Genomic DNA, 24,844 nt, shown 5'->3' with positions numbered 1-24,844 from the left:
GTTAGCATGTTCGAACTCGCGACGAACGCCCCTATCGCTCGTCTACGCCGGGAAATCATGCCATCGAGCGCGATGGGTAACGCATTTAGTCGGAATCTCACAAAACGGGCAAACAATTGATATCGGTAGCGTCGCGGGTGATTTCGCGAATAAAGGACAGATCCGCGTTCTCCGCGTGGTGCCGGCCCCGGGTGATCCTCTGGGGCGCGGCGGGTGCGGTGACCCTCGGGTTCCTCGTCGCGCTGGAGATCGCCGCGCGACGCTTCGGCGTACCGGGGCCGATCACCAACCAGACGCGGGAGCTGGTCTTCGCCCCCAAGTCGGGCGGGCTGCTGTACGCCGCCATGGCGTTGACGATGGTGGTCCTCACCTGGCGGCAGCGGTTCGTCGCGATCGGCGCCGCGATCGGCATCGACGTCGCCTTCCTGGTGGTCCGGTGGGCGTTCGACGTCGAGGTGACCGACGGTCACCCCTTCGGCAACGGCGCGTTGTGGGTGATCGTGGGCTGTGCGGTCGTCGCCGTCACGCGCCGCACCGGCCCGGAACGCGTCCTGCTGCTGAAGGGCGTCGGGCTGGGGCTGCTGCTGATGGCCGGCCGCAAGACCGGCGACACCTGGCTGCTCATCACCTCGAAGACCCGCCCGGAGGTGCTCGACCAGTACGTGGCGACCGCCGACCACGCGCTGGGCGACCCGTCGTGGCTGGTGGGCCGGCTGGTGACGGCCACCGGCCCGGTCGGCTTCAACTTCCTCGACACCGTCTACGGCCAGCTCGCGGTGGCCGCGGTCGTCGCCGCGCTGTACCAGCTGCGCAACGTGGCGGTCGAGCGCCGCTTCCCGCGCCACCACCTGGTGCGCACCTTCCTGGTGATCGGCCTCCTCGGCCCGGCCTTCTACATGATCTACCCGGTGGTCGGCCCGCTCTTCGCCTACGGCACCGGCACCGAGCACTGGGCGGCGATCAGCCTGTGGGCGCCGGAGGCGCCGCCGACCGAGGCGTGGGCGGTGGCCGACCTGTGGCCGCGGACGCCGCCGCCGCTCGGTGCCCCGCACCCGATGCCGTTCGACGGGATCACCCCGCGCAACTGCATGCCCAGCCTGCACACGGCGTGGGCCACCGCGATCTTCGTCCACACCCGCCGGGGGCCGCGCGTGCTGCGCTTCGCGGGCACGTTCTGGCTGATCGCCACGCTCGCCGCGACGCTGGGATTCGGCTACCACTACGGCGCGGACCTCCTCGCCGGCGTGGTCTTCACGCTCACGATCGAGGCGGCCCTGCGCACGTTCGACCGCAACGGGGACCCGTCGGGGATCAAGCTGGTCGCGTACGGCGCGACGGTCTTCACCGCGCTCCTGGTGTCCTACCGCTGGCTGCCGCTGGAGATGGCCGAGCACCGGTGGGTGGCCGGCCCGCTCCTCGTCCTGGTGACGGCCTCGGTGGTCTACGGCTACGTACGGACCACCGCGCGGTGGGAGCCGAAGGCCGTGCCGGCGCAGCGGACCACGCCCCAGGTCGAGCTCATCTGAGGTCCGGCCCCGGCCCGGCGGTGCCGCCCGGGGCCGTCTCCGCCTTCGTGTGGAGGATGTCGCGGGCCTGCTCCGCGGCGCGGATGATGCTCTCGGTGACGAAGTCGACGAAGCGGGCGATGTTCTCCAGGCGGACGGCGGCCGGGGTGCCGGGGCCGAGGACGCCGACGCCCTGCCGCGCGGTCTCGGCGAGGTGGGCGGTGCCGCGGGCGCTGGCCATCATGGACTCGTACATGACGTCGTCGTCGACGACGTAGCGTTCGCGGCGGCGTTCGTCGCGTTCCCGGCGGACGAGGCCCTGGTTCTCGAGGAACGCGATCGCCTTGGAGACGGACGCCGGACTGACCTGGAGGCGCCGGGCCAGTTCGGGCGCGGTGAGGCTGCCCTCGTCGGTGGTGAAGAGGCAGCCCAGCACCCGGGACATCATCTTGGGCGCGCCCGACTGCATGAAGACGGTCGTGAGCGTCTCCTCGTACGCGCGCACCGCCTCGGCGTCGCGTCCGTGGGCCTGCGGGGGCGCCTTCGGGTCCCGGGGCGCGGCCTGCCTGCGGCGGTGGGCGCGCTGTTCGGTGGCGCGGTGGGCGAGGTCGGCACGGTAGGCGGTGGGGCCGCCGTTGCGCATGACCTCGCGGGTGACGGTCGAGGTCGGGCGGTCGAGGCGCCTGGCGATCTCCGCGTAGGCGAGGCCGTCGGCCAGTCCCAGCGCGATCTGCTGGCGCTCCTGCTGGGTGAGTCTGCCTCCCGGCATCGCGGCCTCCTTCGCGGTCGTTCGTCGTGCTTCACGGTCCCGATGCCCCCAGCGTAGCCTTCGCTCCAGTCCATTGCAACAAACGAGCGAGGCAATGTTGCGTTGACTTCCTATCGATTGCAACGATTGAAGAGCTCTTACCTGCACTGATGATGATTCCATGCAACAGAGTCGTTGCCGGATCAGGAAAGGCAACGTAGCTTTTCCATCGTCAGAAACGACGGGCCGAAGGGGTCCGCGAGGCAGACGAAGGAGCGCACGATGCAGACGTTCGACACCCCCGCGCCGGTGACCGCCGTCCTGGACATCCCCGCCGGACGCATTCAGTTCATCGCCGCCGACCGCGCCGACACCAGGATCGAGGTCCTGCCCGCCGACGCGTCCCGGAGCCGCGACGTGAAGGCGGCCGAGGAGATCGTGGTCGCCTACGGCGACGGTGTCCTGCGGATCGAGGCCCCGGAGCCGAAGAACCGGATCCTCGGGCACTCCGGATCCGTCGAGGTGACCGTCCAGCTCCCCGCCGGCTCGCACGTCCGGGCGAAGGCCGGCGCCGCCGAACTCCGCGGCGTCGGACGGCTCGGCGACGTCACCTTCGAGGGCGGCCACCGCTCGGTGAAGATCGACGAGGCCGCGAGCGCCCGCCTCACCGCCCACGACGGCGACGTCTCGGTCGGCCGGCTGGCCGGCCCCGCCGAGATCAGGACCCAGAGGGGCGACATCCGGATCACCGAGGCCGCGCACGGCACGGTGACCCTGCGCACCGAGCGGGGCGACATCGCGGTCGCCGCCGCCCGAGGCGTCTCCGCCTCCCTGGACGCCGGCACCTCCTACGGCCGGGTCCGCGACGCGCTCACCCGCACCGACGGCTCCGCCGCCGGCCTGGCCATCCACGCGACCACCGCCTACGGCGACATCACCGCCCACAGCCTGTAGATCCTCAGCCGGAAAAAAAGGGGGCACCACTCATGACCGACCTGGCCATCGCGGTGAACGGGCTGCGCAAGTCCTACGGCGACAAGACCGTCCTCGACGGCGTCGACCTGGCCGTACCGGAAGGCACGATCTTCTCCCTGCTCGGCCCGAACGGCGCCGGCAAGACCACCATCGTCAAGATCCTCTCCACGCTCGTGTCGCCCGGCCCCGCCTCCGGCGGCATCCGCGTCGGCGGCCACGACCTCGCCGCCGACCCGCAGGCCGTACGCGCCGCGATCGGCGTCACCGGGCAGTTCTCCGCCGTCGACGGCCTGATCACCGGCGAGGAGAACATGCTCCTCATGGCGGACCTGCACCACCTGTCCCGGCGCGAGGGACGGCGGGTCGCCGCGGAACTGCTGGAGCGCTTCGACCTCACCGACGCCGCGCGGAAGCCCGCCTCCACCTACTCCGGCGGCATGAAGCGCCGGCTCGACATCGCCATGACCCTGGTCGGCGGCCCGCGCATCATCTTCCTCGACGAGCCGACCACCGGCCTCGACCCGCGCTCCCGCCACACCATGTGGCAGGTCATCCGCGAACTCGTCACGGGCGGGGTGACCGTCTTCCTCACCACCCAGTACCTGGAGGAGGCCGACGAGCTCGCCGACCGCATCGCCGTGCTGAACGACGGCGGGATCGTCGCCGAGGGCACCGCCGGGGAACTGAAGCGGATCGTCCCCGGCGGACACGTCCGGCTCCGCTTCACCGACCCGGCCGCGTACCGCGCCGCCGCCTCCGCCCTGCGCGAGGCTGGCCAGGACGACGAGGCGCTCACCCTGCAGCTGCCCAGCGGCGGCAGCCAGCGCGAGCTGCGCTCCGTCCTCGACCGGCTGGACTCCGCCGGCATCGAGGCCGACGAGCTGACCGTGCACACCCCCGACCTCGACGACGTCTTCTTCGCCCTGACCGGCGGCACCGGCACACCCGGCCGGCCGACCCGGCCGAACCAGCCCGAGGAGGCTGCCCGATGAGCTCCCCCCTGGCCCCCGCCCGCCCCACCCGGTTCTCCCTCGCCGTGCGCGACTCCGCCACGATGCTGCGCCGCAACCTCCTGCACGCCCGGCGCTACCCGTCCCTCACCCTCAACCTGCTGCTCACGCCGATCATGCTGCTGCTGCTCTTCGTCTACATATTCGGCGACACCATGAGCGCGGGCATCGGCGGCGGCCGTCCGGACCGCTCCGAGTACATCGCCTACCTCGTCCCGGGCCTGCTGCTGATGACCATCGGCAGCACCACCGTCGGCACCGCGGTCTCCGTCGCCAACGACATGACCGAGGGCATCATCGCCCGCTTCCGCACCATGGCGATCCACCGCGGCTCCGTCCTCGTCGGACACGTCGTCGGCAGCGTGCTCCAGTCGATCGTCAGCGTGGTCCTCGTCGGCGCCGTCGGCGTGGCCATCGGCTTCCGCTCCACCGACGCCACCGTGCTGGAGTGGCTCGCGGCGTTCGGACTGCTCGTGCTCTTCGCCACGGCGCTCACCTGGATCGCGGTCGGCATGGGCCTGATCAGCCCGAACGCCGAGGCCGCCAGCAACACCGCCATGCCCCTGATCCTGCTGCCGCTCCTGTCCAGCGCCTTCGTCCCCCTCGACGCGATGCCGGGCTGGTTCCGGCCGGTCGCCGAGTACCAGCCGTTCACGCCCGCCATCGAGACCCTGCGCGGCCTGCTGCTCGGCACCGGGATCGGCGACAACGGATGGCTCGCCGTCGTCTGGTGCCTGGGCCTCGCGGTGCTCGGCTACTTCTGGTCGGCCGCCAGGTTCAACGACGACTCGAAGTAATCGGCATGACGACGCGGGCCACGCCCCGCACCCGTCCCACCCGAGGGCGGCGCACACCGACACCCCGTCGGAGTGCGCCGCCCCGTTCCGTTCCCGGAGCGGAGGACGGCCCGCGGGGCGGGGGCGTCACCGGCGGCGGTCATCGTCCGGCCTGCTCCTCGCCCTCTTCCTCCCTCTCCGGGAGAGGGGCGGGGACGCCCCGACCGTCAAAAGACCCATGGAGGCGGAGACAGCGGGTAGACGGAAGTCACAGAAGAGGACAAACCATCAGCAAAGGGAACATCACGTACTTCCGGAGACGCTTCCATGGTCACCCCACTCAGGCAACAGACGACGGACGAGCCCCGTTCGGCGCCGCTGCGTTACAGCGCCGCATGGGACCTGGCCGGCATCCCCGTCACCGACGCCCGCGACGCCGTACGCGCCCTGCTGGCCCGCGTCGGCCACGGCGTCGGTCACCGGTCGGCCCAGGACGCCCAGCTGGTGGTGAGCGAGCTGATCACCAACGCGGTCCGCCACGCACCCGGCCCGGGCGCGCTCCTGCTGGAGCTCTCGCCCGGGACCGACCACCTCAAGATCGTCGTCCGCGACAGCTCCCCGCACCCGCCCGTCCTGCGGGCGCGGGACCCGCGCCGCGTCGGCGGCCACGGTCTGCACCTCGTCACCCTGCTCTGCGAACAGCTGCGCACCGTCCGCCTGCGGACCGGCAAGCAGGTCGTGGCCCACCTGAGTCTGCGCGCGGCCGAGTAGCTCGGCCACCGGCGCGCGTCGCCCCGCCCCCGCCGTCCGAGCGGCACCCCGGCGGCGGGCGGCGCGGGTCTCAGCTGCTGGTGAGCATGCCCTCGCGGAGCCGGGCCAGGCAGCGGGAGAGCAGCCGGGAGACGTGCATCTGGGACACGCCCAGGCGCTCGCCGATCTGGGCCTGCGTGAGCTCCTCCACGAACCGCATGTGGATGATCTGCCGGTCCCGCTCGTCCAGCTCGGCGATCATGGGGGCGAGGGCGTGGAAGTCCTCCACCAGTTCCAGCGCGGTGTCCTCGGTGCCGATGAAGTCCTGCAGCGCGGCTTCGCCGTCCTCGCTGCCGTTGATCGTGGCGTCCAGCGAGGAGGAGTTGTAGCCGTTGGCGGCCAGGCGCGCCTCGCGGACCTCGTCCTCGGGCAGGCTCATCAGCTCCGACAGCTCCTTCACCGTCGGGGTGCGGCCGAGCCGGCTGCGCAGTTCCTCCGTGGCGCGGGCGAGCTGCACGCGGGCCTCCTGCAGGCGGCGCGGCACGTGCACGGCCCAGGTGGTGTCACGGAAGAAACGCTTGATCTCACCGACGATGTAGGGGATGGCGAAGGAGGTGAACTCCGCCTCCCGGGACAGCTCGAACCGGTCGATCGCCTTGATCAGGCCGATCATGCCGACCTGGACGATGTCCTCCATCTCCTCCGGTCCGCGGCTGCGGAACCGCCCGGCCGCGTAGCGGACCAGGGTCATGTTCATCTCGATCAGCGTGTTGCGGGCGTACTGGTACTCGGCCGTGCCCTCCTCCAGCACCGCGAGCTGCTCGAAGAACAGCTTCGACAGCTCGCGGGCGTCCTTCGGGGCCACCTGCGAGGGGTCGGCGACCTCGGGCAGCTCGTTGGTCTGCGTACCACATGCCGTCGTGCTCACGAGTGCCATGCTGTTCCCCTCCCGAGTAGGTCTCCCGCCCCTGTCCACGGAGGACAGGTGACGCCGACGCCCGTCTACCCCCTCATCGTGCACCTACACACACGATCACACGAATGGGATCGGGAGTCGTTCGTCGCGTCCGCGGCCGGTGGCCGGCGTTCACGCGGGGCCGTCCCGCGGCCGCCGCCCCTCCGGGGCGGTCCGGCGGTCCCGGAGGGGCGGCGGCGCCGGGGCGCTCGCGGAGTTCCCCCTCACCGGCCGGCCTCCCCGAGGGGAGGCCGCGTCACCCGTTCGGGCGGAGAACCCGCCGGGCGCCGGCCACGGGCCTTGGACCCGGCGATCCGGGGCACCCGGGACGAGCACTCGGCAGGTCGGTGAAGGAGCGGGCCGGTGGAGGAGGAGACAGTGACAGGGAGTTCGTCGCTGAGGGCGGTGGGCTGGGCGCGCTCGCTGCCGGTGAACCGTGGGGTGAAGGAGGCCAGGGACTGGACCCGCGAGCACCTGGAGAGGCTCGCCTGGACGCGGACGGCACCGGATCTGGTCGACTCGGTGCTGCTGACCGTGTCCGAGCTGGTCACCAACGCCCACAAGCACGCCCACAGCACGGCGCAGCTGATCCTCACCTGGGACGAGTCGTGCCTGCACGTGACCGTGCACGACGCCTCCCGGCAGCTGCCCGAACAGCGCCATCCGGAGGACGGCGCCACGGGGGGCCGCGGGCTGCTGCTGGTCGACGCCCTCGCCGACGACTGGCAGGCGCACCCCTGCCCGCACGGCAAGGACGTCGTCGCCTGCTTCAAGCCACCGCTGCCCCCGGCCACCGCGTAGCCGGACGCCGCCGGTAGCAGTTCTCGCCGGCCCTGGCCGGCCCGCCGGCCCTGGCCGATCCGCCGGCCCTGGCCGATCCGCCGGCCCTGGCCGGCCCGCCGGCCCTGCCGGTCCTGTGGGCCGGTCGGTCCTGTCGGTTCAGTGGACGGGCCGGTTCATCGGTCCCCTGGACGGTCGGTCGCGTCGGCCCGCCGGTCGGTCCTGTAGGCCGGTCGGTCTGTCGGTCCCCGGACGACCGGTTGCGCCGGTCCGTCTGTCGGTCCCGTGGCCCGTCGGTCCCGTGGCCCGTCGGCCCCGTAGGCCCGTCGGCCCCGTAGGCCCGTCGGCCGGTCGGCTCGTCGGTCGCGTGGGTTGGTCGGTCCGTCGGCCCTATGGGCGGTCCGCCGCGTCGGCCCGCCCGTCCGCCCGTCCGTGGCGTCGGTCCGTCCGGCGGTCCCGTAGGCCCGTCGGCCCCGCCGGTTCAGCGGGCCGCCCGACCGCATCGGCCCGCCCGTTCACCGGTTCGTCCGCCCGTCGGTTCGTCCGCCCGTCGGTCCCGTAGGCCGTCGGGGCGACCGGCCCCACGGGTTGCGCCGGCCCGCCGGCCCCGCTCAGCGGCCGAGCCCCCCCCCCCGCAATCGACGACCTGCGCACGGAGCCCGGCCACCGAGGTGGCCGGGCTCCGGTGAGTCCGTGGGTCGCGTCAGGGACGCGTCACCATCGATACCAGCGGCTGCGGCCACCGCCGGCCGACGTGGAGCGCATGACGAAGCCGAGCAGCCACAGCACCAGCACCACCACGGCGACCCACCACAGGATCTTCAGGGCGAAGCCGGCGCCGAAGAGGATCAGCGCGAGAAGCAGAACGAGCAGCAAGGGACCCATAGTTATCGACCTCCTGAACCGCCGACTGCCCCTGGTTTTCCACCTCATTCCCCGATGCCGCCTTGTTTGTGAAGGGAATGTGGGGGCACGCGTCCTTCACCGTGACAGCGGCACACAAGCTACGAGGAGGCGTGTTCCATGACTGCCGGTGAGAAGGCCAAGGCGAAGACCGAGCAGGCCGAGGGCAAGGCCAAGGAAGCTCTGGGCCGCGCCGTGGGGAACGACCGCATGGCCGCCGAGGGGCAGGCGAAGAAGAGCACGGGAGACGCCCGTGAGGCCAAGGAGAAGGCCAAGGACGCCTTCAAGCACTGACGTCGCCGCTCCGGCTGCGGGAAAGAGGCCGTCCCGGGTGACCGGGACGGCCTCTTTCCCGTGCGCCCGCGCGGCCCCGGGCCACTTCCGCTCGCCACCGACAGCACCGTTCGGCTGCGCCGGACCGCAGGCCGCGGACCGCAGACCGCTGATCAGGCACTCGCCGGGAGGCGGTGGACCCGGAGCCACCGGACACATCCGACCCCTCCGGGAACCGGGGAGTACGCAGGGGGACGGTCGGCTGGGGGAGCACGGGCGCGAGACGCGCGAGCGGCGCGAGGCTGCCGGACCGTCAGTGCGGTCGGTGCAGGAGAAGCAGGCGGTCATGAACGGGCTGACCGCGGAAGCGCATGCCCGCAAGCCCACGGAGGCCGGGGTGGGCGAACGCTGGCCCAAGGCCGGGCCGCCGCGTCGACGGGGGTCCCGGCGACTTCGCGGGCCGTACTCTCCGCCGGCCGGTGAACGCCGTACGGCCCCTGTCCGCGTGTTCAGCCGACGCCGGAGCCGGAACCGCCCGCCGGTCCACCGGCGGCACGGCGGTACTCGGCGTTGATGCGCTGCGCTTCCTCGAGCTGGTCCTCGAGGATGACGATGCGGCACGCGGCCTCGATCGGGGTTCCCTTGTCGACGAGTTCGCGGGCGCGCGCGGCGATCCGCAGCTGGTAGCGGGAGTACCGGCGATGTCCGCCCTCCGAGCGGAGAGGAGTGATCAGGCGAGCCTCACCGATGGCCCGGAGGAAGGCCGGGGTGGTGCCGAGCATTTCGGCCGCCCGGCCCATCGTGTACGCGGGATAGTCGTCGTCCTCCAGACGATCGTTCAGGAAATTGTCCGATGTCATGTCACCTCGCTGTGCAACGCGTCGAGGGGCCCTGGTGCCGTACGGCACCAGGGCCCCGAAGGAAATTCAACACCATCTGTCGGCCTTGCTGCTGTGCCGACCTTCTGTTTCCGCTACCCGGCCCGGCAGGGCGGAGCGGAGGATCGCAGCTGAGTGACCGGGGACCACCATCCCTTCCGGGGTCTTGCGGTACCCGGCCGAGTCTCTCGGCCGGGCGATCCTGATGGCGTCTGCTCCTCCGTTTCTCTCGGGACCGACCACTGAAGCGGGTGGCAGCTCCTCGACGTGCGAGCCGCCCGGTGCGGCTCCCCGTCCCGTCACCTTGCTGGGAACACTGTGGCTTCGAGGCTCAAGAGCCGCACCGACCTGCGTACTTCGTGTTCAGCTACCCGCCAGTTCGTGTCTGGCGGGTCTCCATCGACCGTCTTTGCGTCAAGAAGCATACCTGTGGAGCACGTGAAAATCTACTGCGACGAGAGCAGGTTTCACTCTTCCGGCGGATGAGGAATCCTGCGTGACCGGTCCTCGCCGGACGCGGAGGCCCTCCTGCCGCGCACGGTCGTTTCGGCCCTGCGGGCGGCCCGGGTGGGGGTGGCCGCATAAGCTCTGTGGCCATGTCGAACACCGATGAGCTGCTCGTCGCCCTCTCCGCCGCGGTGGAGTCCGAGCGAAGCAATCAGATGTCGCTGACGGTGGTCGTCGGCGGCGCCGTCGTCACCGGTCGGCTGGCTCCCGAGGCCGTGTGGCGGGAGCGGGTGGCGGAGGTCCTGAAGGACTCGGACAGTCTCGGTCCGTTCTCGGACGTCTTCACCCGGGGCCCGCGAGGGAACCGGCCCGGTCGCGGCGAGGCGCCCACGCATCTGCACTTCCATCTCGCCCGGATCCTGCAGGGAAGCCTGGGCATCCCGGAGACGGGCGGCATGTACCGAGTCGCGATCAAGGACGTCAGCGCATGGACCGTGGGTGATCTCAGCTACGTCGACCGGTGAGACGCTCTCCCGGTCCCCCGGCCCGGTCGGCGGTCTCCGAGGGGACGGCGACACGGCGCTGGGCTCCGCCGACGCGCGTCGGCGGAGCCCACCGGATCCTGCGGGAGGTCTCCCGCCCGTCCTCGTCCTTCCACGGGTCCGGTGCCGCCGGGCCGAAGGCGAGTCCGAAGCGGTCGCACGGGTCATCGGGGCGTGCGCGAAGGGTGCGTGGGCGGTTCATGCGGAACCTTCCTCGACGCGGGCACGCGTCAAGAAATTTCCGCAGCAGAACGCAGCAGAACGCAGCAGAACGCAGCGGAACAAGCGGTGCAGCGAATCGCGAGGACGGGTCGAACATGACAGGGTGAATCGCCCCGGAAATGAAGCGAGCCGGGGCCCGCACCTCAAGGTGCGGGCCCCGGCCGAAAAATGTGCGTCAGTGCCGCTGCGTCACGCGGGAACGATGTTCTCGGCCGTCGGACCCTTCTGGCCCTGCGCGATGTCGAACGACACCTTCTGGCCTTCCAGCAGCTCACGGAAGCCCTGGGTGGCGATGTTCGAGTAGTGGGCGAAGACGTCGGGACCGCCGCCGTCCTGCTCGATGAAGCCGAAGCCCTTTTCCGCGTTGAACCACTTCACAGTGCCGGTAGCCATTTCGTTTCTCCTTCGGGACGGTGTCGGGAAGGCGCCCTGTGCGCATTCCGTGTCGCCGTGATGATCAGCCGTCGGAAAAACCTTCTGGCAACCACACCTGCAACTGATGACGACAGTAGCACGTCGATGTCGGTCCGGTGTGGTGAGTAATTCCGCATCGCCGGCCGCCTCAGGAATGTTTATCGGGCGCCGCATCGAATTCTTACGCCGCGACCACAGATATTGACTTCCGGGGGCGGAAAGGGTGCCCCCTTCCTCCCGGCGCCTGCCGCCCCCGGCCGGCGGCTGCGAGCGTGCCGGTCGCTTCGCTCGTGCGGCCGGCTGCCCGAACCCACGGCCGGGTGACAGATCCCCCACAGACCGTTCCCAGGGTCGCGGGACAGAGTCCGTGGCATGCCTGCCGTTCGTGAGACCCGCCGGGGCGCGGTGCGTGTGCTGATCGTCGACGACGAGCCCGAGCTCACCGAGCTGCTGTCGTGGGCCGTCACCGAGACGGGCTGGCAGCCCTTCCTGGCGGGCGACGGACGAAGTGCCCTGACGCTCGCGCGCAGCTGTGCCCCGCACGCCGTCGTCCTGGACGGGATGCTGCCCGACCTGGACGGCGTGCAGGTACTGCGGCACCTGCGGTACGAGAACGCGCACCTGCCCGTGCTCATGCTCACCGCCCGCGCCGAGCTGGAACACCGCATCGACGGGCTGTCGGCGGGCGCGGACGACTACGTGACCAAGCCCTTCTCGCCGGAGGAGGTCATGCTGCGGCTGCGCGGACTGCTGCGCCGCGCCGGCACCGGACAGGAGGCGGCGGACGAGCCCGTGCGCGTGCTGGGCGATCTGGTGCTGGCCGAGAGGACCCGCCAGGTGCAGCGCGACGGGACGCCGATCGCACTCACGGCGAAGGAGTTCGACCTGCTCAGCTTCCTGATGAGGCATCCGCGCCAGGTGCTCAGCAAGGCGCAGATCCTCGGCGAGGTCTGGAACAGCGCGTTCGACAGCGAGGGCAACCTGGTCGAGGTCTACATCTACGGTCTGCGCGCGAAGATCGACAAGGGGCGGACGCCGATGATCCACACGGTGCGCGGCGTCGGCTACGTCATCAGGGCCGCGGCCGACGGGACATGACGTCCGGCCGGGGACGGGACGTGACGTCCCGCCGGAGAAGGAGACCGGGCCCTCTGCGGAGCCGTTCGCTACGGGTCCGGCTGGTGCTGCTCACCTCCGCGCTCCTGTGCGCGGTGTGCGCGGCGATGGCGCTCGCCACGGTCCTGGTCCAGCGGGCCCACCTGCTGGACGACCTGGACCAGCGCGTCCGCGACGCCGTCGAGCGGAGTCAGGGCGGGGTCCGCCACCGCACGGGGGGCGCCACGGACCTGAGCTTCCTCAGCGAGCGGGGACATCCCGCCGGCACGGTCGCGGCCCGCCTCGCCGACGGACGGGTCACCGCCGCCGAGGTGGTGGCCGCGGACGGCCACCGCACGCCCCTCACCGCCGCCCAGCGCGCGGCTCTGACCGGGATCGCCGCGGACGGCACGCCGCACACCCGTACGATTCCCGGCCTCGGCACCTACCGCGTCGCCGCGGTCAGCGGTGACGGCGCCCCCGTACTGGCCGGGCTTCCCACGGACGACGTACAGGACACGATCCACGAGCTGGTCGTGACCGAGGCGGTGATCGCCGCCGCCGGCCTCGCGGTCGCGGGCTGTGCGTGCGCGGTGCTCATCCGCCGCCAGCTGCGCCCGCTCGGCCGGGTGGCCGCCACCGCCGCCGAGGTCGCGCGTGCGCCGCTGGACCGCGGGGAGGTCACCGGCCTCACCCGCGTCCCCGCCCGGGACACCGACCCCGCCACCGAGACCGGCCAGGTGGGCGCCGCGCTCAACCACCTGATCGACCGCGTGGAGGCCGCGCTGACCGGGCGCCAGCGCAGCGAGGACCGCGTGCGCCGCTTCCTCGCCGACGCCGGCCACGAACTGCGCACCCCGCTCGCGTCCATCGCCGGGTACGCCGAGCTGATGGGCCGGGGCGCGGCGGAGGTCGAGCCCCGGCTGGCGTGGCGCCGGGTCTCCGTGCAGTCGGCCCGCATGACCGGGATCGTCGAGGACCTGCTGCTGCTCGCCCACCTCGACGAGGGACGGCCGCTGCAAGAGGTGGAGATCGACCTCGCGACCCTGGTGGCGGAGGCGGTGTGGGACGCGCAGGCGGCGAGCGACGGCCACGGCTGGCAGCTCGCGCTGCGCCTCGACGAACCGGCCACGGTGACCGGTGACCCGGACCGGCTGACCCAGGTCCTGGCCAACCTGCTGGCCAACGCCCGCGTCCACACGCCGTCCGGCACGCGGATCACCGTCGCCGTGGAGGTCACGCGCGCGTGCTGCGTGATCCGCGTACAGGACGACGGTCCGGGCATCCCGCCCGACCTCCTCCCGTCCGTCTTCGAACGCTTCACCCGCGCCGACACCTCCCGCTCCCGCACCCCCGGCAAGGGCGGCGGCTCGGGCCTGGGCCTGGCCATCGCCGCGGCGATCACCCAGGCGCACGGCGGACACATCGGCGTCGAGAGCGAGCCCGGACGCACGGAGGTCACGGTCACGCTGCCGCGCACCGCCGCCGGCGGCCGGGCCGCACCGCGCCCCGACCCGGCCCGCACCGGACCCTGATCCGGCCCGCACCGGACCCTGATCCGGCCCGTACCGGACCCTGATCCGGCTCGCACCGGACCCTGATCCGGCTCGCACCGGACCCTGATCCGGCCCGCACCGGACCCTGATCCGGCTCGCACCGGACCCTGATCCGGCTCGCACCGCACCCTGACCTGGCACGCACCCCGCCGGGCCGTCGCCCCGTGCGTCCCGTCGCCCCGTGCGTCCCGTCGCTCCGCCACCACCGCCGCGCCCGGGGACCCGCGGTCACCTCCCGCTTCCGCGGTCACCTCCCGCTTCCGCGTGCGCCCGCCGCCCCCCGTACGGCTGCCGGGCGCCGGCGCCCCGGCGTCCTGGTCCACGAATCCTCAGCACATTCAAAGACACGCAGGTCGGCCATGCCGCGCACGGCGATGTGCGCGCCGTCCTCGGCCGTCGTACGGAAGCCGGTTCAGCTCAGCCTCAGTTCGGTCGCCCAGGGTTGCCGTCAGGTGGCCGACCACGGGTGGTGGGCCTTGACGAAGGGAGTCAGCGACGATGACCGAGCCCGACACCGGCGGGACCGCGGCGCGGGAGCCCGAGCAGGAGACCGGCCGCCGCGCCCACGCGAGCCGCCGCACCTTCATGCGCAAGGTCTTCTTCGCTTCCGGCGCCACCGCCGTCGCCACGATGGGCGGTGCCGGTGCCTGGGCCGCGCTGGCCGACGACACCACCGGCACGGCCGACGCCTCCGCCTCCGCCACCCCGAGCGGCGCCCCCAGCGGAGGCCCCGGCGGCCCCGGCGGTGCCGGAGGCCCGGGCAACCAGTCGATCACCGAGGACTTCTTCGGCCTGACCACCGACGGCAAGCGCGTCGACGACCTGTTCACGGTCCACTCCACCAAGGTCGCCACCGCCCCCGTCATCGCGGCGGCGAACGCGTTCCTGGCCGGTCTCAGCGACGACCAGAAGAGCTCGACGCAGTTCACCGTCCACTCCACCGAGTGGCGCCTGTGGAGCAACGTCGACTCCTACGACCGTCAGGGCGTCTCCCTCGCCGACCTGAGCGACGACCAGAAGGCTCTCGGAACCGCCCTGCTGAAGGCGGCGCTCAGCGCCGACGGCCTGGAGACGACGGAGAAGATCCGCAAGATCAACCAGGCGGCCGGCGAGGCGATCGGCAACACGAACTCCTTCAACGAGGAGGCCTATTACTGGACGGTGATGGGCACCCCGTCCGACACCGAGCCCTGGGGTTTCCAGTTCGACGGCCACCACCTGGTCATCAACTACTTCGTCCTGGGCGACCAGGTGGTGATGAGCCCCTGCTTCTGGGGTTCGGAGCCGACCTCCATGGACATCGACGGCGAGACGGTCACGGTCTGCCACGAGGAGGTCGCGGCGAGCCTGGCCTTCGTCAACTCCCTCACCCAGGCCCAGCAGAAGGTCGCCATCGCCTCCTCGACCAAGTCGAACGAGTCCATGAAGGCGGGCGCGTTCTCCGACAACACGGTCCAGGCGTACGAGGGCCTGCGCGGCGACACCCTCACCGCCGCGCAGAAGAAGAAGCTCCTCGGCATCGTCGAGGCCTTCGTGGGCCGCGCCAAGGCCGACGCCGCCGAGGTGAAGATGGCCGAAGTCGGCAAGCACCTCGCCGACACCTACGTCACCTGGGCCGGAGGCATCGAGGACGACTCGGCCTTCTACGTCCGTGTGCACAGCCCCGTCGTGTGGATCGAGGTCGACTGCCAGGGCCCCGGCCCCCTCGCCGGCGCCTACGGAGCCTCCCAGGGCGACGGACCGACCCAGAAGCACGTCCACTCCGTCATCCGCACCCCCAACGGCAACGACTACGGAAAGGAGCTCATCAGGCAGCACTATCTGACCTCACCCCACCACCGGTGAGGCGCACAGGTGCTTTCCGTCACGGCGGGGGCCGCACCCGGACGGGTGCGGCCCCCGCCGGCTGCTGAATACGGTGGGCGGGGCCCGGTCGAGCGGGAGGACGCGAAGGCATGGACGTGTACGAGGCCGTGGACAGCCGCCGGGCCGTGCGGGCGTTCAGCGACGAGCCCGTGCCGAAGGAGACGCTCGAACGAGTGCTGACCGCGGCGGCACGGGCCCCGTCGAGCGGGAACCTCCAGCCGTGGCGCGTGTATGTCGTGACCGGCGAGCCCTTGGCCGCACTGAAGAGGCGCGCGACGGCCAGGGCACGGGCGGGGGACCCGGGCGACGAGCGGGAGTACCCGATGTACCCGGCGGGACTGACCCCGCCGTACCTGGACCGCTTCTCCGCCGCGGCCGCCCAGCGGTACGAAGCGCTGGGGATCGAGCGCGACGACCCCGACAGGCCCAGGAAGATCGCCGCCTTGAACGCGGAGGCGTTCGGGGCGCCGGTCGTCCTCTTCTGCTACCTCGACCGGACGATGGGGCCCGGCCAGTGGGGGGACGCGGGGATGTACCTGCAGACGGTCATGCTGCTGCTGAGGGCGGAAGGACTGCACAGCTGCCCCCAGGTGATGTGGACCACGTACCGCGAGACCGTCAGCCGGACGGTCGGGGCCGATGACGGGCTCGTGCTCTTCTGCGGCGTCTCGGTGGGATTCGAGAGGGAGGGCGTGCCGCGGCTGCGTACCGGGCGGGCGGACCTGGCGGAGACGGTGAGCTTCATCGGAGCGTGACCGCCGAGCGGTCACGCTCCGCAGGACACCCCCCGAACCACCGCTCACCCAGGTCGACTTCGAAGAGGTCGCCACCGGCCTCGACGCCACCGTACGGAAGACGCGGGCGGCCGCTGATCACCTGCACAGCAAAAAGGCCCGGGTCTGTGACCTGGGCCTTCTTCGTGGAGCGGGTGACGAGAATCGAACTCGCGCTCTCAGCTTGGGAAGCTGATGTTCTACCATTAAACTACACCCGCGTAAGACACCCGGTGGAAGATCCGGTGTCCGATCGCCCCGTCACTCTACCGCATGCCAGGCCCCCGGTGCTGAAGCCGTGGGGCCTGAGTCCGTTTCAGGGGTGGGATCCCTCTGCGGCGGCGGAAGTTGAGGCGTACGGTTCGGGGGTACAAGGGTGCGGGAGGGGTCCGGCGGGACGGAGTGCCGCCTGGAGGGCCTTCCCGATCGTCCCGTAATGTGGCGTTTGTCGTCACGGCATCCCAGCCATACGTGACGCGGCTCTTGGGGAAGGGACTCTAGGACTTGATGGAGCGCACCGTCGTCCGTTGTGCCGATGGGCACGTGTTCAGCACCACTTCGTTCCCGATGCAGCAGGCCGGGCGGCTCGGTCCCGGGCGGCTCGTCCGGTGTCCTCGCTGTGCGCGGCTGCGCAGCGCGGTACCGGTGATCCTCGAAAAGCGGTAGCGAAGCGGTGAGCGGCCGCCGACCGCGGCGGAGGCGCGGCGGTCGGCGGCAGCGGCTGGCGCGCGGAGACGTCCTGATGGTGGCGGGTCCGCGCGCCTTGCGTATCCTCGGGGCGTGCTTCTCTCAGACAAGGACATCCGGGCCGAGATCGACGCCGGTCGGGTGCGGATCGATCCCTACGACGAATCCATGGTGCAGCCGTCGAGCATCGACGTGCGCCTCGACCGCTACTTCCGGGTGTTCGAGAATCACCGCTACCCCCACATCGACCCGTCGATCGAGCAGGCCGACCTCACGCGCCTCGTCGAGCCCGAGGGCGACGAGCCGTTCATCCTGCATCCCGGGGAGTTCGTCCTCGCGTCGACGTACGAGGTCATCACGCTTCCCGACGATCTCGCCTCGCGGCTGGAGGGGAAGAGCTCCCTCGGCCGGCTCGGGCTCGTCACCCACTCCACGGCCGGGTTCATCGACCCCGGCTTCTCGGGACACGTCACCCTCGAGCTGTCCAACCTCGCCACCCTGCCCATCAAGCTGTGGCCGGGCATGAAGATCGGGCAGCTGTGCATGTTCCGGCTCAGCTCGCCCGCCGAGTACCCGTACGGCAGCGAGCGCTACGGCTCCCGGTACCAGGGGCAGCGCGGGCCGACCGCCTCCCGGTCCTACCTCAACTTCCACCGGACGCAGGTGTGAGCGTGGGCGCCGTACGGGAGAACCTCAGCTACGAGCAGTTCGGCGTCGCCGTCCGCGAGCTCGCGCAGACCATCGCCGACGACGGCTACGAGCCCGACATGGTGCTCTCCATCGCCCGCGGGGGCGTCTTCGTCGCCGGCGGGCTCGCCTACGCCCTCGACTGCAAGAACCTGCACCTGGTGAACGTCGAGTTCTACACGGGCGTCGGGACCACCCTCGAGATGCCCGTCATGCTCGCTCCCGTCCCCAACCTCATCGACTTCTCCGACAAGAAGGTCCTGATCACCGACGACGTCGCCGACACCGGCAAGACGCTCAAGCTGGTGCGCGACTTCTGCCTCGGCGCGGTCGCCGAGGTGCGCAGCGCCGTGATCTACGAGAAGTCCCACTCGCTCGTGAAGTGCGAGTACGTGTGGAAGCGGACCGACGACTGGATCAACTTCCCGTGGAGCGTCCTGCCTCCGGTGCACCGGTCGGGTGAAGCGGCCAAGCCGAACAGGGAGGCGCTGTAGACCGGTCGGTCGTCGGCGCTCCACAGCGGCCCCGTGTTCCTCGTCCGGGTGCTCGTGCAGTTCCTGTAGAGGCGGCCGCCGAGTGTCGGCTCCAGAGCGGCCGGCCCTCACTCGGCCAGGTACAGCTTCCGGGGGACGTCTGTCGTGTGGACCTGCGACGTCATGCCGACGACAGCCTGGTAGGGCACCGTGAGTTTTTCGGGGACCCCGGACGAGCTCGGCCCGCTCACGACGATTTCCCCGTGTTTCTCCTCGCGGTACCAGTGAACCGCGATCTCGACTTGCGAGCTCGGGGCGACCATGACCTCGATCTTCTCCGCTGAGAGGCAACGCTCCGAGACCTCGGAGGTGCGCTGGAGCTCAAGGGCTGCTTGCAGTTTGGCTTCGATCAGGCGCTTCACATCGACGCCGGCTGTGCCTTCGATCCTGCCTCCCAGATTCCATGTGACGGAGCGGCTCCACTCGCGCGAGACCATACGTTCGATCTTGACCGTGGCCCGGGAACTGTTGGCGAAGACACCGTGCCGCTCCACGGCATCGAAGACGTACTCCGTTCGCTGCGGTCGCACGACGTCCACGGACCACGCGGGTGAGTCGGTCCCGCTGCTCGGCTGCTGCGCCTCCAGCGAGCGCTCCAGGACTTTCTCCACGGCGCGGGCAACTACCGAGACTCCCAGGAACACGGCTGCGACTTGGAACATGACTGGCCCCCCACGCTCTGCTGGCCCGCTGGTGCCTTCCCGTGGAGGTAGGCGCCCTGCGCGGCCTTCCTGATCCTGTGTCCTTCCCCCGAACCGGCGAGCGAAGGGAGCGCCTTGTGGCAGGGAGGGGGCGCACTGGTCGCACTACGCGCCATGGGAACGGGAAAACTCGGACGCCGGCGCTGAGTGGGTCGGCGCCTGCTGCGGCAGCGGGTGCCTGGCGCTTTGCACCGTTACCTGCCGGGTGACGACGCCGGTCTGTCGGCGCCGGCAAGAATGCCGATCTCCCTGTGTCGGGCGGACCCGGATGTCGGATCGGAATGATGAGTCATGTCCACAGCCACACCTGAGACCACTCGCGCGGTCGTGGACGAGCTGTTGTGCCGGATCGGTGAGGGCGATCCGGCGCGTAGCGCCGAGATGTACGCCGAGCAGGGTGACTGGAAGCTGGACTGGCCGGAGACCGAGCACGGCCGGACCTCCCCCCCGTGGGTCCGTCACCGGTCCATCCGTGCCGATGCCGTCGCCCAGGCATTCGATACGGAGTGAGTGAGCACGTGCATTTCGTGGCCACGGCCCGATGGCGCCAGGGGCGCGGGCGCCCGGCGGCGGAGGGCGGGCACAGCGGAGCACCGAGAAGGGCTCCCGGCGGTCGCCGGGAGCCCTTCTCGTACGGGTGCGTGCGCCCGCGGTGCGGGACCGCGCCCGCGCTCGTCAGAACGTGCCCAGCTTCACGATGGACAGCAGGGCGATCAGCTGGATGGCGGAGGCGCCGAGGGCCTTGGGCCAGGGGAGGTCGTGGGAGCGGCTGACCATCAGGGTCAGGAGGGCTCCGGCGGCCACCCAGGTCGCCCAGCCCAGGATCTGGACGAAGGACGCGTCGCCGCCGAGGAACATGGCGACGACCAGGCGGGGGGCGTCCGTGAGGGACATGATCAGCATGGAGAGGCCGACCGTGGGCTGCCAGGCGCCGTCGCCGCCGAGCTGGCGGGCCAGGGTGTGGGTGACCACGCCGAGGACGAAGGAGCTCAGCACCATCGCGACGGCCGTCGTCAGCACGATCGGGATCGCGTTGGAGAGCGTGGCGTTGATCGCGTCCGCACGCGCGCCGTCGAAGCCGAAGACCGCGAGCAGGCCGTAGAGGAAGGTGACGACGAGGGCGGGGCCCCACATCGTGTAGTCCCGCATCCGCAGGAAGGTCTGGTCGGGGGAGAGGACGACGCCCTTCAGCAGTTCCTTCCAGTGCAGGCGCGGGCCGGTCGGTCCCGGCGGGGCCGTGGAGCCGGCGTGGTAGGTCTCGCCCTGGCTGTACTGCTGGTGGTCGTCGATCGAGAACGCCTGGGTGTGGCCCGGGTTGTTGGCGGCGTACGGGTCGTGCGCGCCCGGCCCGGGGGCGTAGTGGTCGTCGCCGCCGAAGTACTCCGGCTCGCCGTGGTGTCCGCCGTGGCCACCGCCGTGCGCGGGGGGCCACGGGCCGCCGTTCCCGCCGGGGGAGCCGTGGCCGCCGCGGTGGTGAGGCCGCTGCTGCGGGTGGGGCGGCGACGCCGGCGGGTAGCCGTACGACGGCCCCTGGGGCGCCTGCTGCCCGTACGGAGGGTTTTGGGGTCGCGCTTGCGGGGCGCGGCCGTCCCGGCCGCCACGTCCGATCCTGAATCCAGCCACGTCATCGAACGTACCTGGTCCGGGGAAGTGACGTGCGGGGAGCAGGCGTTCACGCACGGCTTTGCGGCCGAGCTGTGACATCCCCTAAGGGGTTCCCCGGGGAATCCCCGTACGTCCCCGTACGCCCTCGTACGTCCCCGGACGGCACGGCGAAGCCCCCCGGTCCGCGGGGCGGATTCCAGGGGGCTTCGCGACGGGCGGCGCCTCGGAGGGGGCCGTCACCTCACCGGATCTGTCTCACCGGTCACCGGATCTACTTCGCCGGCTCCGGCTCCGGCTCGTTCTCCGTCTCGGACGCGCCCGCCGGGGGCTCGTCGTCGGCCGGGGTCTTGACCGACTCCAGGAGCAGCTGGGCGACGTCGACGACCTGGACGGACTCCTTGGCCTTGCCCTCGTTCTTCTTGCCGTTGACCGAGTCGGTCAGCATGACGAGGCAGAACGGGCAGGCGGTGGAGACGATGTCCGGGTTCAGGGACAGGGCCTCGTCGACGCGCTCGTTGTTGATGCGCTTGCCGATCCGCTCCTCCATCCACATCCGCGCGCCGCCGGCGCCGCAGCAGAAGCCGCGCTCCTTGTGGCGGTGCATCTCCTCGTTCCGCAGGCCGGGGACGTTGGCGATGATCTCGCGCGGGGGCGTGTAGATCTTGTTGTGGCGGCCCAGGTAGCAGGGGTCGTGGTAGGTGATGATGCCCTCGACCGGGGTCACCGGGATCAGCTTGCCCTCGTCGACGAGGTGCTGGAGCAGCTGGGTGTGGTGGATGACCTCGTAGTCGCCGCCGAGCTGCGGGTACTCGTTGCCGAGCGTGTTGAGGCAGTGCGGGCAGGTGGCGACGATCTTCTTGGCCGACCTGGGCTTCTTCGACTCGGGCGTGACCTTGCCCTCGTCGTCCGTCTCCTCGCCGAACGCCATGTTCAGCGCCATGACGTTCTCCATGCCGAGCTCCTGGAAGAGGGGCTCGTTGCCGAGGCGGCGGGCGGAGTCACCGGTGCACTTCTCGTCGCCGCCCATGATCGCGAACTTCACGCCCGCGATGTGCAGCAGCTCGGCGAAGGCCTTCGTGGTCTTCTTCGCGCGGTCCTCGAGGGCGCCGGCGCAGCCCACCCAGTACAGGTACTCGACCTCGGAGAGGTCCTCGACGTCCTTGCCGACGACCGGCACCTCGAAGTCGACTTCCTTCGTCCACTCCAGGCGCTGCTTCTTGGCCAGGCCCCAGGGGTTGCCCTTCTTCTCCAGGTTCTTGAGCATCGTGCCCGCCTCGGACGGGAACGAGGACTCGATCATGACCTGGTAGCGGCGCATGTCGACGATGTGGTCGACGTGCTCGATGTCCACCGGGCACTGCTCGACGCAGGCGCCGCAGGTGGTGCAGGACCACAGGACGTCGGGGTCGATGACGCCGTTCTCCTCGGCGGTGCCGATCAGCGGGCGCTCGGCCTCGGCCAGGGCCGCCGCCGGGACGTCCTTCAGCTGCTCCTCGGACGCCTTCTCCTCGCCCTCCATGGTCTTGCCGCCACCCGCGAGCAGGTACGGCGCCTTGGCGTGGGCGTGGTCGCGCAGGGACATGATCAGCAGCTTGGGGGAGAGCGGCTTGCCGGTGTTCCAGGCGGGGCACTGCGACTGGCAGCGGCCGCACTCGGTGCAGGTGGAGAAGTCCAGCAGGCCCTTCCAGGAGAACTGCTCGACCTGGGAGACGCCGAAGACGTCGTCGTCACCGGGGTCGGTGAAGTCGATCGGCTTGCCGCCGGAGGTCATCGGCTGCAGGGCGCCCAGCGCCGTGCCACCGGTGGCCTCGCGCTTGAACCAGATGTTCGGGAAGGCGAGGAAGCGGTGCCAGGCCACACCCATGTTGGTGTTCAGGCTGACGGTGATCATCCAGATCATGGTCGTGCCCAGCTTGACCATGGCGAAGAAGTAGACCAGGTTCTGCAGCGTCGCGACGCTCAGGCCCTTGAAGGCCAGGACCAGCGGGTACGAGGCGAAGTAGGCGGCCTCGTAGTGGTCCACGTGGTGCAGGGCGCCCTCGAGGCCGCGCAGCACGTAGATGGCCAGGCCGATGGTGAGGATGACGTACTCGACGAAGTACGCCTGGCCCATCTTCGAGCCCGCGAACCGCGACTTGCGGCCCGGCCGCGAGGGCAGGTTCAGCAGGCGGATGACGATCAGCGCGAGGATGCCGAGGGTCGTCATCGCGCTGATGAACTCGATGTACAGCTCGTACGGCAGGAAGCCGCCGATGACGGGCAGCGTCCAGTCGGCCTGGAAGAGCTGGCCGTAGGCGGTGATGATCGTCGGCGGCAGCGTCAGGAAGCCGATCGCCACGAACCAGTGGGCGAAGCCGACGATGCCCCAGCGGTTCATGCGCGTGTGGCCGAGGAACTCGCGGACCAGTGTCACGCTGCGCTGGTAGGGGTTGTCGGTCCGGGCTCCGGCCGGGACCGGCTGGCCCAGCTTGAAGTACCGGACGAACTGGCCGATGGCGCGGGCGAGCAGGGCGACGCCGACCACGGTGAGGGCCAGCGACACGATGATCGCGGCGAGTTGCATGGGGGCTCCTCGGGCCTGCGAGGGGTTTCGGTTTCGGGGGTGTCCTCGGGGCTCCGAGACGGGTTCCCCGAAATTACTAAGCGGTAACTTATGCAGTCCGTCTGAGACTACCCCTATCTTCCGCCGCACTGTAGCCGGGCGTGCGGTGATCTGCGTCGCTGAGGGTTGCCTCAGAAGGTCCCCGGGGGCCGGCGCCCCGGGGCGGGGCGGAGGGGCGCCCCGAGCGGCGACGGGGCCGCCCCGGGGCGGGTCGCTCACGGCGCGGCGGACGGGTGCCGCGCGACGCCGCCGGGGGTGCCGCGGTGCGGCGTCGGGAGTGCCGCGGTGCGGCGCCGGGTGTCACCGGCGGCCGCCGGAATCCACCGCCGATCGATCGTGTTATTCATATCGAATGGGTACATTCCTGGCTAATTTATATCCGTGCTCTACGGGATCGCCGCCGCCACCACCGCCCTGCTCCTCACCGCCGTCCTCGCCGCGCTGCTGCGCGCGCCCGCGCTGCGCGCCGGGCTGGTGGACCGGCGGCAGCGGCAGCGGCGGGTGGCCCTGTCGGGCGGAGTGGCCGTGGTGCCGGCCACCTGCCTGGTCGCGGCCTTCGGGGACTGGACGGGGCTCGCTCCGCTCGGGGAGGGCGTGGGGTCGCTGCTCGCCGCCGGTGCCGCCGTCGCCGCGCTCGGGCTGGTCACGGACCTGTGGCGGCTCAAGGCGCGGTTCCCGGTGGTCGGTACGGCGGTCGCGGCGGCCTTCGTCGTGCCGTACGGCGACACCGGGGTCGTCGCGGGAGCCGTGGCCGTCGGCTGGGTCACCGTCGTGGCGCTCGCCTTCCGGGCCCTGGACCACGCCGACGGGGTGGCCGGCACCGTGGGGGTCGTCACCTCCTTCGGGGTGGGGGCGTGCGCGGCCGCCGAGGTGATGGACGGGCTCGCGGTGCTGCTGAGCGTGCTCGCCGCCGCGCTGACCGGGTTCCTGATGCACAACTGGCCCCCCGCGCGCGTGGCGCTCGGCGGCTGCGGCGCGCTGTTCGCCGGGTTCCTGCTGGCGTCGGCGGCGGTGACCGCGCGCGCGGGGCAGGACCCGGTGGCCGGCGCGGCCGTGCTGTTCGCGCTCACCGCGGTCGCCGCCGCCGACGCCGCCCTGGTGGTGCTGGCCCGGCGGACGGCCGGGCGTCCGTTGCTGCGGCGCGGGCCCGACCACCTCGCCCACCGGTTGCGGCGGCTCGGGCTCACCGCTCAGGGCGCGACGGTCGTCATCGGTGTCGCGGCGTTCGCCGGGGTACTCGTCGGGACCCTGGTGCACGCGGGCTGGACGGACGCGCGGGCCGCGCTGTGGGTGGCGGGCGGCGCCCTGGCCGTCGTCCTCGGGCTGTGGCGGGTGCCGGTGCACGCGCGCCCGGGGGAGGGTCCCGGGCGGCCCCGCGGTCGCGTCCGGCGTCAACCCGTCTCCTCGGTGAGGCCCCCTCGGCGGCCGGTGGAATCACCCTTGCGGGCACCGGGCCGTGCGCCGTCCTCGCAGGTCAGCGGCTCCTTGCGTGTAAGGAACGGATAAGAGTTGAGTCACTGCGGCTCAGGTCTGTTGACCCAGCGGGAAGCCTCGTGCACAC

General features: G+C 71.3%; 23 protein-coding genes, 1 tRNA gene and 1 pseudogene. 16 read left to right on the top strand and 9 right to left on the bottom strand.

The annotated features are described in order from the left end of the window. Nucleotides 1-191: 191 nt before the first annotated feature. Nucleotides 192-1,526, top strand: coding sequence for a phosphatase PAP2 family protein (locus tag ACH4F6_RS22200; protein WP_397962005.1), 1,335 nt, complete (start codon nt 192-194; stop codon nt 1,524-1,526). Here the strand turns inward: ACH4F6_RS22200 and ACH4F6_RS22195 are convergent. Beyond that, a complete protein-coding gene (locus tag ACH4F6_RS22195; protein WP_397962004.1) occupies nt 1,519-2,274 on the bottom strand; it encodes a helix-turn-helix domain-containing protein in 756 nt (251 codons plus the stop codon). The two genes, ACH4F6_RS22200 and ACH4F6_RS22195, sit on opposite strands and share 8 nt — an antisense overlap. Before the next feature lie 261 nt (nt 2,275-2,535). On the opposite strand from ACH4F6_RS22195, the gene ACH4F6_RS22190 reads away from it, so the two are divergent. From ACH4F6_RS22190 to ACH4F6_RS22175, 4 genes are all read left to right on the top strand, one after another. After that, on the top strand, nt 2,536-3,207 hold the full coding sequence (locus ACH4F6_RS22190) for a DUF4097 family beta strand repeat-containing protein (RefSeq protein WP_397962003.1): 672 nt from the start codon (nt 2,536-2,538) through the stop codon (nt 3,205-3,207). A gap of 32 nt (nt 3,208-3,239) precedes the next feature. Beyond that, a complete protein-coding gene (locus ACH4F6_RS22185; protein ID WP_397962002.1) occupies nt 3,240-4,220 on the top strand; it encodes an ATP-binding cassette domain-containing protein in 981 nt (326 codons plus the stop codon). Beyond that, nucleotides 4,217-5,035: an ABC transporter permease gene (locus tag ACH4F6_RS22180; RefSeq protein ID WP_397962001.1), complete on the top strand. Its 819-nt coding sequence runs from the start codon at nt 4,217-4,219 to the stop codon at nt 5,033-5,035. Before ACH4F6_RS22185 ends, ACH4F6_RS22180 begins: the two co-directional genes overlap by 4 nt. 306 nt (nt 5,036-5,341) lie before the next feature. Further along, nucleotides 5,342-5,785, top strand: a complete 444-nt coding sequence (locus ACH4F6_RS22175) for an ATP-binding protein (protein ID WP_397962000.1) — start codon at nt 5,342-5,344, stop codon at nt 5,783-5,785. Nucleotides 5,786-5,855: 70 nt separating this feature from the next. On the opposite strand, the gene ACH4F6_RS22170 is transcribed toward ACH4F6_RS22175, so the two are convergent. Continuing rightward, the gene (locus tag ACH4F6_RS22170) at nt 5,856-6,701 is read right to left on the bottom strand and encodes an RNA polymerase sigma factor SigF (RefSeq protein WP_397961999.1); all 846 of its coding nucleotides are present in this window, start codon (nt 6,699-6,701) and stop codon (nt 5,856-5,858) included. Nucleotides 6,702-7,082: 381 nt separating this feature from the next. Here ACH4F6_RS22170 and ACH4F6_RS22165 point away from each other — a divergent pair, with 381 nt between their 5' ends. Next, nucleotides 7,083-7,520 (top strand): ATP-binding protein, encoded by a 438-nt coding sequence (locus ACH4F6_RS22165; protein WP_397961998.1) that lies wholly within the window; start codon nt 7,083-7,085, stop codon nt 7,518-7,520. A gap of 693 nt (nt 7,521-8,213) precedes the next feature. Here the strand turns inward: ACH4F6_RS22165 and ACH4F6_RS22160 are convergent. Continuing rightward, nucleotides 8,214-8,384 (bottom strand): hydrophobic protein, encoded by a 171-nt coding sequence (locus ACH4F6_RS22160; protein WP_397961997.1) that lies wholly within the window; start codon nt 8,382-8,384, stop codon nt 8,214-8,216. A 138-nt stretch (nt 8,385-8,522) separates the two neighbouring features. Between ACH4F6_RS22160 and ACH4F6_RS22155 the strand changes: the two genes are divergently transcribed. After that, nucleotides 8,523-8,696 carry a CsbD family protein gene (locus ACH4F6_RS22155; protein WP_397961996.1) on the top strand — a complete coding sequence of 58 codons (174 nt, stop codon included), beginning with the start codon at nt 8,523-8,525 and terminating at the stop codon, nt 8,694-8,696. 488 nt (nt 8,697-9,184) lie between these two features. Here ACH4F6_RS22155 and ACH4F6_RS22150 read toward each other — a convergent pair whose 3' ends face one another. After that, nucleotides 9,185-9,535, bottom strand: a complete 351-nt coding sequence (locus ACH4F6_RS22150; RefSeq protein ID WP_397961995.1) for a MerR family transcriptional regulator — start codon at nt 9,533-9,535, stop codon at nt 9,185-9,187. Between the two features lie 614 nt (nt 9,536-10,149). On the opposite strand from ACH4F6_RS22150, the gene ACH4F6_RS22145 reads away from it, so the two are divergent. Next, a complete protein-coding gene (locus ACH4F6_RS22145; protein WP_397961994.1) occupies nt 10,150-10,524 on the top strand; it encodes a hypothetical protein in 375 nt (124 codons plus the stop codon). 429 nt (nt 10,525-10,953) lie between these two features. Here ACH4F6_RS22145 and ACH4F6_RS22140 read toward each other — a convergent pair whose 3' ends face one another. Beyond that, the gene (locus ACH4F6_RS22140) at nt 10,954-11,157 is read right to left on the bottom strand and encodes a cold-shock protein (RefSeq protein ID WP_030648194.1); all 204 of its coding nucleotides are present in this window, start codon (nt 11,155-11,157) and stop codon (nt 10,954-10,956) included. A 393-nt stretch (nt 11,158-11,550) separates the two neighbouring features. Here ACH4F6_RS22140 and ACH4F6_RS22135 point away from each other — a divergent pair, with 393 nt between their 5' ends. The 4 genes from ACH4F6_RS22135 (at nt 11,551) to ACH4F6_RS22120 (ending at nt 16,450) form a co-directional block, all read left to right on the top strand. Beyond that, nucleotides 11,551-12,276, top strand: coding sequence for a response regulator transcription factor (locus tag ACH4F6_RS22135; protein WP_397961993.1), 726 nt, complete (start codon nt 11,551-11,553; stop codon nt 12,274-12,276). Beyond that, nucleotides 12,273-13,808 carry a sensor histidine kinase gene (locus ACH4F6_RS22130; protein ID WP_397961992.1) on the top strand — a complete coding sequence of 512 codons (1,536 nt, stop codon included), beginning with the start codon at nt 12,273-12,275 and terminating at the stop codon, nt 13,806-13,808. Before ACH4F6_RS22135 ends, ACH4F6_RS22130 begins: the two co-directional genes overlap by 4 nt. A 519-nt stretch (nt 13,809-14,327) precedes the next feature. Beyond that, a complete protein-coding gene (locus ACH4F6_RS22125) occupies nt 14,328-15,674 on the top strand; it encodes a DUF3500 domain-containing protein (RefSeq protein WP_397961991.1) in 1,347 nt (448 codons plus the stop codon). A 110-nt stretch (nt 15,675-15,784) separates the two neighbouring features. Continuing rightward, the gene (locus ACH4F6_RS22120; RefSeq protein WP_397961990.1) at nt 15,785-16,450 is read left to right on the top strand and encodes a nitroreductase; all 666 of its coding nucleotides are present in this window, start codon (nt 15,785-15,787) and stop codon (nt 16,448-16,450) included. A 165-nt stretch (nt 16,451-16,615) separates the two neighbouring features. On the opposite strand, the gene ACH4F6_RS22115 is transcribed toward ACH4F6_RS22120, so the two are convergent. Beyond that, nucleotides 16,616-16,689 (bottom strand) — tRNA-Gly (locus ACH4F6_RS22115). A 559-nt stretch (nt 16,690-17,248) separates the two neighbouring features. On the opposite strand from ACH4F6_RS22115, the gene dcd reads away from it, so the two are divergent. Together dcd and ACH4F6_RS22105 are read left to right on the top strand one after the other, a co-directional pair. After that, nucleotides 17,249-17,824, top strand: a complete 576-nt coding sequence (dcd, locus tag ACH4F6_RS22110) for a dCTP deaminase (RefSeq protein ID WP_397961989.1) — start codon at nt 17,249-17,251, stop codon at nt 17,822-17,824. Between the two features lie 2 nt (nt 17,825-17,826). Next, nucleotides 17,827-18,336 (top strand): phosphoribosyltransferase, encoded by a 510-nt coding sequence (locus ACH4F6_RS22105; RefSeq protein ID WP_397961988.1) that lies wholly within the window; start codon nt 17,827-17,829, stop codon nt 18,334-18,336. 107 nt (nt 18,337-18,443) lie between these two features. Here ACH4F6_RS22105 and ACH4F6_RS22100 read toward each other — a convergent pair whose 3' ends face one another. Continuing rightward, a complete protein-coding gene (locus tag ACH4F6_RS22100; RefSeq protein WP_397961987.1) occupies nt 18,444-19,037 on the bottom strand; it encodes a hypothetical protein in 594 nt (197 codons plus the stop codon). Between the two features lie 330 nt (nt 19,038-19,367). On the opposite strand from ACH4F6_RS22100, the pseudogene ACH4F6_RS22095 reads away from it, so the two are divergent. After that, nucleotides 19,368-19,565, top strand: a pseudogene (locus tag ACH4F6_RS22095) (ketosteroid isomerase); the annotation flags it as partial. A 186-nt stretch (nt 19,566-19,751) separates the two neighbouring features. On the opposite strand, the gene ACH4F6_RS22090 reads toward ACH4F6_RS22095, so the two are convergent. After that, the gene (locus tag ACH4F6_RS22090) at nt 19,752-20,780 is read right to left on the bottom strand and encodes a Yip1 family protein (protein WP_397961986.1); all 1,029 of its coding nucleotides are present in this window, start codon (nt 20,778-20,780) and stop codon (nt 19,752-19,754) included. Between the two features lie 172 nt (nt 20,781-20,952). Continuing rightward, on the bottom strand, nt 20,953-23,244 hold the full coding sequence (locus ACH4F6_RS22085) for a (Fe-S)-binding protein (protein WP_397961985.1): 2,292 nt from the start codon (nt 23,242-23,244) through the stop codon (nt 20,953-20,955). A 420-nt stretch (nt 23,245-23,664) separates the two neighbouring features. Between ACH4F6_RS22085 and ACH4F6_RS22080 the strand changes: the two genes are divergently transcribed. Next, on the top strand, nt 23,665-24,789 hold the full coding sequence (locus ACH4F6_RS22080) for an MraY family glycosyltransferase (protein WP_397961984.1): 1,125 nt from the start codon (nt 23,665-23,667) through the stop codon (nt 24,787-24,789). Nucleotides 24,790-24,844: the final 55 nt, after the last annotated feature.

Origin of the sequence: Streptomyces sp. NPDC017936 (assembly GCF_044328485.1) — a bacterium.
Classification (GTDB): Bacteria; Actinomycetota; Actinomycetes; order Streptomycetales; family Streptomycetaceae; genus Streptomyces.
Note: the sequence above shows the minus strand (reverse complement) of the source record. Positions and strands in the feature narration are given on the sequence as shown.

Coding starts and splice junctions, on each gene's coding strand:
- ACH4F6_RS22100 (WP_397961987.1), bottom strand. CDS start 19,037: ATGTTCCAAGTCGCAGCCGTGTTCCTGGGAGTCTCGGTAGTTGCCCGC.
- ACH4F6_RS22135 (WP_397961993.1), top strand. CDS start 11,551: ATGCCTGCCGTTCGTGAGACCCGCCGGGGCGCGGTGCGTGTGCTGATC.
- ACH4F6_RS22185 (WP_397962002.1), top strand. CDS start 3,240: ATGACCGACCTGGCCATCGCGGTGAACGGGCTGCGCAAGTCCTACGGC.
- ACH4F6_RS22085 (WP_397961985.1), bottom strand. CDS start 23,244: ATGCAACTCGCCGCGATCATCGTGTCGCTGGCCCTCACCGTGGTCGGC.
- ACH4F6_RS22195 (WP_397962004.1), bottom strand. CDS start 2,274: ATGCCGGGAGGCAGACTCACCCAGCAGGAGCGCCAGCAGATCGCGCTG.
- ACH4F6_RS22160 (WP_397961997.1), bottom strand. CDS start 8,384: ATGGGTCCCTTGCTGCTCGTTCTGCTTCTCGCGCTGATCCTCTTCGGC.
- ACH4F6_RS22190 (WP_397962003.1), top strand. CDS start 2,536: ATGCAGACGTTCGACACCCCCGCGCCGGTGACCGCCGTCCTGGACATC.
- ACH4F6_RS22090 (WP_397961986.1), bottom strand. CDS start 20,780: ATGTCACAGCTCGGCCGCAAAGCCGTGCGTGAACGCCTGCTCCCCGCA.
- ACH4F6_RS22180 (WP_397962001.1), top strand. CDS start 4,217: ATGAGCTCCCCCCTGGCCCCCGCCCGCCCCACCCGGTTCTCCCTCGCC.
- ACH4F6_RS22145 (WP_397961994.1), top strand. CDS start 10,150: ATGTCGAACACCGATGAGCTGCTCGTCGCCCTCTCCGCCGCGGTGGAG.
- ACH4F6_RS22170 (WP_397961999.1), bottom strand. CDS start 6,701: ATGGCACTCGTGAGCACGACGGCATGTGGTACGCAGACCAACGAGCTG.
- ACH4F6_RS22130 (WP_397961992.1), top strand. CDS start 12,273: ATGACGTCCGGCCGGGGACGGGACGTGACGTCCCGCCGGAGAAGGAGA.
- ACH4F6_RS22140 (WP_030648194.1), bottom strand. CDS start 11,157: ATGGCTACCGGCACTGTGAAGTGGTTCAACGCGGAAAAGGGCTTCGGC.
- ACH4F6_RS22150 (WP_397961995.1), bottom strand. CDS start 9,535: ATGACATCGGACAATTTCCTGAACGATCGTCTGGAGGACGACGACTAT.
- ACH4F6_RS22155 (WP_397961996.1), top strand. CDS start 8,523: ATGACTGCCGGTGAGAAGGCCAAGGCGAAGACCGAGCAGGCCGAGGGC.
- ACH4F6_RS22125 (WP_397961991.1), top strand. CDS start 14,328: ATGACCGAGCCCGACACCGGCGGGACCGCGGCGCGGGAGCCCGAGCAG.
- ACH4F6_RS22175 (WP_397962000.1), top strand. CDS start 5,342: ATGGTCACCCCACTCAGGCAACAGACGACGGACGAGCCCCGTTCGGCG.
- ACH4F6_RS22120 (WP_397961990.1), top strand. CDS start 15,785: ATGGACGTGTACGAGGCCGTGGACAGCCGCCGGGCCGTGCGGGCGTTC.